This is a genomic window from uncultured Streptomyces sp. (genome assembly GCF_947488945.1).
In the GTDB taxonomy this organism is placed as follows: Bacteria; Actinomycetota; Actinomycetes; order Streptomycetales; family Streptomycetaceae; genus Streptomyces.
In genome coordinates, this window is record NZ_CANLBS010000112.1 from 1 (window position 1) to 267 (window position 267).

General features: G+C 71.5%; 1 protein-coding gene. It reads left to right on the plus strand.

Features of this window, described 5'->3' with window-relative positions; genetic code table 11:
• The coding region (locus Q0994_RS34030) for a beta-ketoacyl synthase N-terminal-like domain-containing protein (protein ID WP_299542622.1) at nt 1–267 on the plus strand (267 nt) is incomplete at both ends.

Below are 267 nucleotides of genomic sequence, written 5' to 3' on the forward strand. Positions count from 1 at the left end.
GCGTTGGCGATCGATCCGCAGCAGCGGTTGATGCTGGAGGCGGCCTGGGAGGCCGTCGAGGATGCGGGCATCGACCCGACGTCCCTGCGCGGCTCGGACACGGGCGTCTACTGCGGCGTCGGCGCCTCGGACTACGGGGCGCTACCGGCCGGCAGTCTGCCCGAGATCGAGGGATTGCGGCTGACGGGAGCGACGTCGAGTGTGGTGTCGGGCCGGGTTGCCTACAGTCTGGGCCTGGAGGGTCCGGCGGTGTCGGTGGATACGGCG